This is a genomic window from Pseudactinotalea sp. Z1739 (genome assembly GCF_049725055.1).
GTDB lineage: Bacteria > Actinomycetota > Actinomycetes > Actinomycetales > Beutenbergiaceae > CALKWS01.
In genome coordinates this window covers 372,477-381,457 of the sequence record NZ_JBMPQA010000003.1, presented here as the reverse complement: position 1 = coordinate 381,457, position 8,981 = coordinate 372,477, and the positions used below count along the sequence as shown (strand labels likewise).

At 67.9% G+C, this 8,981-nt stretch carries 7 protein-coding genes; 3 read left to right on the top strand and 4 right to left on the bottom strand.

All coding sequences use genetic code 11. The features are described 5' to 3' along the window. Positions 1 to 247 precede the first annotated feature (247 nt). A complete protein-coding gene (locus tag ACO0LV_RS06195; RefSeq protein WP_424786989.1) occupies positions 248 to 490 on the top strand; it encodes a hypothetical protein in 243 nt (80 codons plus the stop codon). Beyond that, positions 487 to 2,199 carry a BCCT family transporter gene (locus tag ACO0LV_RS06190; RefSeq protein ID WP_424786988.1) on the top strand — a complete coding sequence of 571 codons (1,713 nt, stop codon included), beginning with the start codon at positions 487 to 489 and terminating at the stop codon, positions 2,197 to 2,199. Before ACO0LV_RS06195 ends, ACO0LV_RS06190 begins: the two co-directional genes overlap by 4 nt. Positions 2,200 to 2,212: 13 nt before the next feature. On the opposite strand, the gene ACO0LV_RS06185 is transcribed toward ACO0LV_RS06190, so the two are convergent. The 3 genes from ACO0LV_RS06185 to tdh all read right to left on the bottom strand — a co-directional run bounded on the left by ACO0LV_RS06185 (position 2,213) and on the right by tdh (position 5,442). Continuing rightward, entirely contained in the window at positions 2,213 to 2,953 is a 741-nt protein-coding gene (locus tag ACO0LV_RS06185) for a TSUP family transporter (protein ID WP_424786987.1), read from the bottom strand. A gap of 38 nt (positions 2,954 to 2,991) precedes the next feature. Beyond that, positions 2,992 to 4,200, bottom strand: coding sequence for a glycine C-acetyltransferase (locus tag ACO0LV_RS06180; protein WP_424786986.1), 1,209 nt, complete (start codon positions 4,198 to 4,200; stop codon positions 2,992 to 2,994). Positions 4,201 to 4,380: 180 nt separating this feature from the next. Continuing rightward, positions 4,381 to 5,442 carry an L-threonine 3-dehydrogenase gene (gene tdh / locus ACO0LV_RS06175; RefSeq protein WP_424786985.1) on the bottom strand — a complete coding sequence of 354 codons (1,062 nt, stop codon included), beginning with the start codon at positions 5,440 to 5,442 and terminating at the stop codon, positions 4,381 to 4,383. Positions 5,443 to 5,667: 225 nt separating this feature from the next. On the opposite strand from tdh, the gene ACO0LV_RS06170 reads away from it, so the two are divergent. Then, positions 5,668 to 7,107, top strand: coding sequence for an amidase (locus ACO0LV_RS06170; protein ID WP_424786984.1), 1,440 nt, complete (start codon positions 5,668 to 5,670; stop codon positions 7,105 to 7,107). Between the two features lie 267 nt (positions 7,108 to 7,374). Here ACO0LV_RS06170 and ACO0LV_RS06165 read toward each other — a convergent pair whose 3' ends face one another. Then, a complete protein-coding gene (locus tag ACO0LV_RS06165; RefSeq protein ID WP_424786983.1) occupies positions 7,375 to 8,724 on the bottom strand; it encodes a DUF222 domain-containing protein in 1,350 nt (449 codons plus the stop codon). Positions 8,725 to 8,981 lie beyond the last annotated feature (257 nt).

Genomic DNA, 8,981 nt, shown 5'->3' with positions numbered 1-8,981 from the left:
ACCTGACACCCGGGGCCGGTGATGGCCAACCCTGGGCAGATCCCATGGCCATCACCGGGCAGATCTCGTGACCGTCAACGGGCAGGCATCACGACCGCCCCTGGGCAGTTCCCACTGTCCCTTGACACCCTGCCGGCGTCTGTTCGTGTCTAGACGCGCTTTCGGGGCACCTACTCGCTAGGTTGAGGGCGAAATTCCTCAGGCGTCCGGGTAGTCCGGACGTTCGCCCTCGAACGGCAGGAGCGACATGCAGAAGGAGTCAGGGCAGGGTCCCGGATCCGATCGCCACCGGCTGCGGAGCGCGAGGCGCAGGGCTGCGGAGTTCATCAAGGAGATCGACTACCCGCACAACATCCACCCGGCGCTGGTGCCGGGGGTCGCCATCGAGGATCAGCGAGTTCGTTACGGGATCGACCGGCCGATCGTGCTGGTCGTCGGGACGTCCATCGTCGGGTTCATCATCTGGGGCATTCTCAACCGGCCAGCGTGAACGAGGTCTCCGGGATCGCCCTGGCGTGGGTCACCCAGAACCTCGGGTGGGTGTTCAACCTACTGGCCACCGGGATGGCGATCTTCCTCCTCTTCCTCGCCTTCTCCCGTTACGGCCGGATCCCGCTGGGCCTCGATGGTGAGAAACAGGAGTACTCCACCGTCTCGTGGGTCGCGATGTTGTTCGCCGCGGGCATCGGGATCGGGATCATCTTCTTCGGGCCCTTCGAGCCGTTGAGCCACTACCTCGACCCCCTCCCCGGACTCTACGAGCCCGCCACCGCAGAGGCCGTCCGGGGTGCGATGGCTCAAGCCGCATTGCACTGGGGAATCAACGCATGGGCGATCTACGCGATCGTGGGACTCTGCGTCGCCTACGTCTCCTACCGCCGCGGCCGGGTGCCGTTGATGAGCTCGGTGCTGACGCCCTTGTGGAACGGTAAAGCAAGCGGTGCCGGCGCTCGGATCATCGACGGCCTGGCCATCTTCGCCACTCTGTTCGGAACGGCTGCGAGCCTGGGGATCGGTGCGCTGCAGATCGCTCGGGGAGTGGAGATCGTCAGTGGCATCGGCACAACCGGGAACACCATCGCGATCGTCATCATCGTGACCCTGACCGCCGGGACGATCGTCTCGGCGGTCTCTGGCATCCAGCGGGGCATTCGCCGGCTGTCCAACGTCAACCTGGTCCTGTCGGTCGGGCTCGCGGTGTTCTTCTTCGTGGTCGGCCCGACGGCGTTCCTCCTCAACGTCATCCCGGGCGTCGTCGTGGAGTACTTCGGCTCGATGCCCGAGATGCTCGGAGCCACCATGTCCGACGGGGAGCCGACCCAGGAGTTCCTCACCGCGTGGACCACCTTCTACTGGGCCTGGTGGGTGAGCTGGGCCCCGTTCGTGGGGGTCTTCGTCGCCAAGATCAGCCGCGGACGAACGATCCGCCAATTCGTCCTCGGGGTCCTGCTCATTCCCTCGTCCATCATCGTCGGGGCGTTCACCCTCCTGGGCGGCACCTCGATCTGGCTGCAACGCGAGCACGGGGAGGTCGCACCCGACGGTACAGCGCAGTCACTGCCGGCACCGGAGGAGATCTTCTACGTCGTCACCGACCAACTGCCGGGCGGCGCGGTCCTGGCCCCGCTGGTGATCGTGATCCTGGCGATCTTCTTCATCACCACCGCCGACTCCGCCTCGCTGGTCAACTCGCAGATGTCGCAGAAGGGAAACCCGGAACCCAAGCGGCCCATCACGGTCTTCTGGGTCGTGTGCATGGCCGGCATCGCGGTGGTCATCCTGCTGGTCGGTGACGAGGACGCCCTCACCGGATTGCAGAACCTGATCACCGTGACGGCCCTGCCGTTCTCCATCATCATTATCGGCATGGCAGCGGCCCTGGTGCGTGAGTTGCGCAACGACCCGCAGGTGATCCGCTACACCTACGAGAACTGGGCACTCGAGAAGGCCGTCGAGCGGGGCGTGGAGGAGCACGGGGACCACTGGGTGCTCAGTCTCGAACCGGTGACCCCGCCCGACGAGTACGCCACCGGCGAGGCCATGGACACCTCGGATGAGGAGTTCACCGCGTGGTACCAGCGCACCGATGAGGAGGGTAACCCCGTCGAGTACGACTATGAGACGGGTGAGTACGCCGACGGAACGGACCCGGCCGGAACGTCCGAGGAGGGCACCGAGGGGCCCGAGCAAGGCCGTTGACCGGCGCGCGTCATCATCCGGCAGCCAGCACGCCATCGATGACGGCCACGACCCCGCCGCCGTAGGCGAGCAGGATGACGGCGATGCGCGCCGCCCTGGCGCTGATCCGGGTGCTGACCCATTCCCCGGCCGCCAGCCCGGTCAGGATCGCCCCGACAATCATCAGCCACAACCACCAGGCATAGGCCGGTAGACCTTCAGGGGCGGCGGCGACCTTGGCGATGAAGGCGACCATGCCGCTGACGACGAAGTAGGGCTGGATGGTGGCGGCGAATGCCCGATGGTCCCACCGGGTCAGCACCGCATGCACGCTCAGCGCCGGTCCGCCCACTCCGGCGGTGGTGTTGGTGAACCCGGAGACCGCTCCACTCAGGAGCGCACTCGGCGTGATCGCCACGGGACGGAAACTGCGCCGCACGATGAGCGAGGCGGTGAGCGCCACGATGAGGATCACCCCCACGATGATCTGCAGGCCCGGGCCGGTGAACAGCACCGAGATGATCGTGCCGGGCACCACCGCGAGGAGGGCCGGGACGGTGAGCAACCGGAACTGCCGCCAGTCGATCAGGTGCCACACCCGGGTGATGATGAGCAGCGCTGCGACCGCGCCGCACAGGTTCACCAGCAGTACGCCGTCGAACGCGCCGAGTAGCAACACCAGCACCGGCGCAGAGATCATCGCGAAGCCCAGACCGGTGGCCCGTTGGGCCAGGGCGCCGATGAACACAGCGAGGATCACCAGCACGTACAGCACCCGGCCATCCTTCCACCAGGCGCCCGGGGGCCCGAACCCTAGCCCTCGGCCGCAGCGGCCTCCCGGGAGGCGACGAACGCCGCGACGCATTCCTCGATGTGCTCGGCGGTGTGCGCGGCGGAGAGCTGCACCCGGATCCGCGCCGCTCCCCGGGGCACCACCGGGAAGGAGAACGCGGTCACGAACACCCCGCGGGCCAGCATCTGCTCGGCGACCTTGGAGGCCAGCACCGCATCGCCGAACATCACCGGGATGATCGGATGCTCCCCCTCCAGCAGGTCGAAGCCTTCCTCGGACATCCGGCGGCGGAAGTGGGCGGCGTTGGCGAACAGTTGCTCGCGCAACTCCCCGGCGTCCGCCACCAGGTCCAGTGCGGTGAGGGTGGCTGCCACGATCGAGGGGGCCAGGGAGTTGGAGAACAGATAGGGCCGGGCCCGCTGGCGCAGGATCGCGACGATCTCCGCCCGCCCGGAGACGTACCCGCCCGAAGCGCCACCAAGGGCCTTGCCGAAGGTACCGGTGTAGATGTCCACCCGGTCGCTCACGCCCGCGTGCTCGGGAGTCCCGGCGCCGGTTGCTCCCATGAAACCGGTGGCGTGGGAGTCGTCAACCATCACCAGTGCGCCGAACTCCTCGGCCAGATCGCAGATCTGGCGTAGCGGTGCCAGGTAGCCGTCCATCGAGAACACGCCGTCGGTGACGACCAGGATCCGGCGAGCCCCGCCGTCGGCCGCTGCTTGAAGCTGCGCGCGCAGGTCGCCCATGTCGCGGTTGGCGTAGCGGAACCGGGAGGCCTTGCACAGCCGGATGCCGTCGATGATCGAGGCGTGGTTCAACTGGTCGGAGATGACGGCGTCGCGGGCGTCGAGGAGGATCTCGAACAGTCCGGTGTTGGCGTCGAAACAGGACGAGAACAGGATCGTGTCCTCGGTGCCCAGGAACTGGCTGACCCGCTGCTCCAGTTCCAGGTGCCGGTCCTGGGTGCCGCAGATGAACCGCACCGAGGCCATCCCGAAGCCGCGTTCGTCCAGGGCGCTCTTGGCCGCGGCGATGATGCGCGGGTCGTCGGCCAGGCCGAGGTAGTTGTTGGCGCAGAAGTTCAGCACCGAAGCCGGCTCCGCGCCCAGGGCTCCGGCCCGGATCTGCGCCGACTGGGGGGTGGTGATGGCCCGTTCGGCCTTGTACAGCCCGGACTCGCGCAACTCCTCCAACTCATGCTGTAGTTCGGTGCGCATCGTGGTGAACATCGGGGGCGTCCTTTCGGGCTGCGGGGCGTGGAATCGCTGAGACCGGTCGAACGGGCGTCAGACCGGTCGTTGCCGAGGCCGGTCTCGCCGCACTCGACCGGTCTCGGCGCCCAGCCTACGGAACCTGCTCAGGAGAGGACGGACCAGTCCAGGCTCAGGAGAGGACGGACCAGTCCAGGCTCAGGAGAGGGTGGACCAGTCCAGGACGACCTTGCCGCTGGTGCCGTTGGCGGCGATCTCGAAGCCGCGCTCCCACTGGGTGGCGGGTAGGACATCGGTGATCACCGAGGAGATGGTCTGGTGCAGCCAGGTGGACGAACTCAGCATCGCGGCCATGGCGTTCCAGGTCTCGAACATCTCCCGCCCGTAGATCCCCTGCAACGTGAGCATGTGGGTCACCACCACCGACCAGTCGATGTCGATGGACTCGGTAGGCAGCCCCAGCAGCGCGATACGGCCCCCGTGGTTCATATCCCGGATCATCTCCGGCAGCGCATCGGGGTGCCCCGACATCTCCAGGCCCACATCGAACCCCTCCTTCAGACCCAGCTCCCCGAAAGCCCACTCGATGCTGGTCTTGGACACATCCACCGTCAGGTCCACCCCCATCCGCTCGGCCAGAGCCAACCGGGGCGCGGACACATCGGTGATCGCGATATACCGGGCACCCACATGACGCACCACCGCCGCGGCCATCAACCCGATCGGCCCGGCACCGGTGATCAACACGTCCTCACCCACCACCGAGAACTTCAACGCGGTATGCACCGCATTGCCGAACGGGTCGAAGATCGCACCCAGTTCGGCAGTGACGGGCTGTTGCCCCTCCCGGAAGTTGTGCACCCACACGTTCTCCTCCGGGATCACCACGAACTCAGCGAAAGCACCATCGCGCTGCACCCCCACCGAGATCGTGCGGATGCACAACTGGCGTTGCCCGGCGCGGCAGTTACGGCAGGTCCCGCACACGATATGACCCTCACCGGAGACCTTGTCACCGACCTTGACGTCCTGCACCAAATCCCCCACGGCCACCACCTCGCCATAGAACTCATGCCCGGGAATATAGGGAGCCCTCACCATCGAGGCCGCCCAGGAGTCCCAATTACGAATATGCAGATCGGTACCGCAGATCCCGGTAGTCAACACCCGGATCTTCACCTCGGCCCGACCAGGCTCAGGCTCGGGACGTTCGACAAGTTCTAGACCAGCACGCGGGCCGGGCTTATAGAGGGCGCGCAACGGGGAGGGCCTTTCGGTTTCGGGCGACGGTGCTTCACGAGTGGATGGTGCGGGCTTGCGGCCATTGAGGGGTGGCGCCGTACAGGGTACCTGGAGGCCCGGCTCCGGGGTCGTGGTGGGGTCTGACGGACTGGCAGCGCGGGAGTAGGCATCGGTCAACAGGGACGTCCGCGCTGGTTGACCCGGTGAGCCGGGTGCAGACCTCCCCGAGAGTAGGCTCGCGGTATGTCTGACCTGGATGATCTCACTGCCGTTGAACTGGCCGCCACCATCGCCAAGGGCGAACTCGGTGCGGTCGAGGTAACCCAGCACGCGCTGGACCGTGCAGCAGAACTCAATGACCGGATCGGCGCGTTCATCACCGTCACCCCCGAACTGGCCCTGGAACAAGCCAGGGCGGTCCAGCGCGCCATCGACGCGGCCGACGACGAGGCTGACCTGCCGCCGCTGGCCGGCGTGCCGCTGCCGATCAAGGACCTGAACCAGGTCGCCGGGGTCCCGATGACCGCCGGTAGCGCGGCGCTGCAGGGCTACGTGCCCGAGGTCGACGACGGCGTGGTGACCCTGCTGCGCCGGGCCGGGACCACCATGATCGGCAAGACCAATACCCCCGAGTTCGGTTTCCCCTGTTACACCGAGCCCGACGTCGCCCCGCCGGCCCGCAATCCATGGGACCTCTCCCGGACCGCAGGCGGCTCATCCGGTGGCGCGGCGGCCGCAGTGGCAGCAGGCATCACCACGATCGCCCACGGCTCAGACGGAGGCGGTTCGATCCGCATCCCCGCCGGGGCTTGTGGCTTGGTGGGCTTGAAGCCCGCACGCGGGCGCATCAGCCCCGGCCCGCACGGCCTGGATGGCCCCGGCCTGTCCACCAACGGCGTCCTCACCCGCACCGTTGCCGACACCGCGATCGCGCTGGACGTCCTGGCCCACGCCTGGCCCGGCGATACCTACAGCGCCCCGCCCGTCGCGACCAGCTTCGCCGAGGCTGCCGCCCGCTCCGCCGCGCCGCTCCGGATCGGGGTGCTCACCGAACCGATCATCGCCGATGCGGGGATCCATCCCCAGGCCCTGGCCGCCGTGGACAAGGCGGCGCGCCTGCTCACCGGCATGGGCCACCACCTCGATACCGCCCCGGTTCCCTTCAATGCCGAGGAGTGGGCCCCGTTCCGTCCGATGTGGGCCGTCCTGGCCACCTCCATCCCGCTGCCGCCCGGGGGTGAGAGCGCCCTGCGCCCGCTCACCCGGTGGCTGCGCGAGGCCGGCAAGGATGTCACCGGGCCGACTTACGCCGAAGCCGTGTTCGGCGGGCAGCGCCTCACCCGCCAGGCCGCACGCCGGTGGGCCGACTTCGACGTGATCCTCACCCCGTCGCTGGCTACCCCACCACCGGCGATCGGCGCGATCCGCAACGATGAGGACCCGGCCGCGGACTTCCAGGCCCAGATGGAGTTCACTCCGTGGACCTCCAGCCTGAACATCATAGGCAAGGCCGCGATCTCCCTCCCGCTGCACCACGCCGAACCCGACGACGGCGAGCCGGCATTGCCCTTCGGCGTCACGCTGGCCTCGGTGGCACCCGGGGGTGAGGACGTGCTGCTGTCCCTGGCCGCGGACCTGGAGCGCGCCGCCCCCTGGGCGCACCGCCGGGCCGTACTCCAGTGACGCTGCCCGGTTTGCGCCGCTCTTGGGGCGCCTTGTCGTTGCGGTGTGGAGTGTCATTGATGTCTGGCGCAAGGGTGCGTCGTGATTCGCTCCGTCTGGGCGCCGGAGTGTGAGCATCGCTCCTGCTCCTGCTCCTGCTCCTGCTCCTGCTCTGCTGCTGCTCTGCTCTGCTGCTGCTCTGCTCCTGCCCTGTTCCACCCCGCCCGCATTCCGGTCTCTGCGCATGCCATGGGCCCGGCGGTGGTGGCCGGGTGTGGGGCGGGGTGTTCAGGTGTGCCAGGTGACTCCGGTGGGTGTGACGGTGGCGGTTAGGTCATTGCTGTGGACGTGGGTGTGGTGGCGTTGGCAGAGCAGGGCTGCGTTGTCCAGGTTGGTGTGTCCGCCGTGGGCCCAGAACTGGACGTGGTGGGCTTGGCACCACTGAGCGGGGATGGTGCAGCCTGGGAATGAGCATCCCTTGTCGCGATGCCACAGGGCTCGTTGTTGGGCGCGGGTGAACAGGCGCTCGTCGCGGCCCTGGTCGAGGATTTCGCCCTCGGTGCCCAGCACTGCGGGGATGATCGAGGCGTCGCAGGCCATGCGCCGCACGGTTTCAGGGGAGAGCACCTGCCCGGTCATCGTGATGCCGGCGCCGTTGGTCTTGGACTGTAGGTCACTTAGGGGGATGGTGACGAACACTTGGGCCTTGGTGGTCTGGGGGGTTCCCTCGGGGGCGGCTACGCCCCGTTGGATGATGGTCACCAGGGCGTCGGCCCGGCGGCGGGGTGCGCTGCGCGGATCGGGCGTGCCGTCCTCGGCCGGCTGCGGTTTGGACAGCGCTGACAAGGTGGCGTCGATGATGGCCGCCCCTTCGGGGTCGAGGAAGACCCGGTACTCGGTCATCCCGCCGGCTGCGGGCAGGGTGTAGAGGGCTCGGCGGATTCGTTGCCCGTTCTCCTCGGCTTCCAAGTCCTTAGGTGGTTTGATGGTTCGCCGTGCCCGGCGCAGCAGGAGCGCCAGCTGCCGGTCGGTCCACCCGCATCGGCGCACCGGTGGCCCGCCAGGTCCTTCGGCGGCATCCCCGTCATCGCCCTGGTCGACCTGGTCGTCCTGGTCGTCCTGGTCGTTCGGGTCGGGAGGTTGGACCTGGTCGGTCGCTCCTTCGTTGATCGTCTTCATCGTGGTGGCAAGCGCCTCGGCCTCGGAGATCGGTTCCACCTCGTGGTGGAACTGAATGATCGCTGAGGCCTTGGAGGTGCTGATCAGTCCGGCATCGAACCCGGCCAGGGTGTTCTCCACACCGGGGGAGGGGTTGTTGATCGTTTCGGCGATGCGCGCGGTGTGGATCGCTTGCCCCCGCGGTGGCGCCGGGGCGTACTGGCTGGCCACCTTGACCAGGTAGTCCACCGCCGTCATTCCCTGGCCTGCGGGCAACCCGCGAGCGATCGCTTCGGCCGCGGCGTGTGCCTCCAGCCGGGCCACCTCGTGACGGATCCGACCCGCCTGCGCCAACGCCTCGCCCAGATCGGACTCACCCACCCGCCACCACCCACCGGCAGCCATCTCCCCAACGACCGAAGCGACCTGAGCCAACGCGGCCGGCGCCTGGATCATCGGTGGGACCTGGGTGATGGACATGAGTCGAACCTACAACCCACCTCCGACAAACGTTCGAATCACTCCGGCGCTGTGGATAGCTACGCGGGTACACCCGGCCTGGGGATAACTGTGCAGTTGAACGCTCGGGTGAGAGACCGGGAGGTCGCCGACGCCCGCCTCAGGGCTCTCGTCATCGGACTCGGCCACCGACCCCCGCCTCAGGGCTCTCGTCATCGGGCTCGGCCACCGACGCCGGACAGGACGCGTGCACCCAGTCGAGCAGGGTTGAGGTAGCC

What these genes read in the sequence shown, in the direction of transcription:
- ACO0LV_RS06170 (WP_424786984.1), top strand. Translation starts at nt 5,668, where the DNA reads ATGTCTGACCTGGATGATCTCACTGCCGTTGAACTGGCCGCCACCATC.
- ACO0LV_RS06195 (WP_424786989.1), top strand. Translation starts at nt 248, where the DNA reads ATGCAGAAGGAGTCAGGGCAGGGTCCCGGATCCGATCGCCACCGGCTG.
- ACO0LV_RS06165 (WP_424786983.1), bottom strand. Translation starts at nt 8,724, where the DNA reads ATGTCCATCACCCAGGTCCCACCGATGATCCAGGCGCCGGCCGCGTTG.
- ACO0LV_RS06180 (WP_424786986.1), bottom strand. Translation starts at nt 4,200, where the DNA reads ATGTTCACCACGATGCGCACCGAACTACAGCATGAGTTGGAGGAGTTG.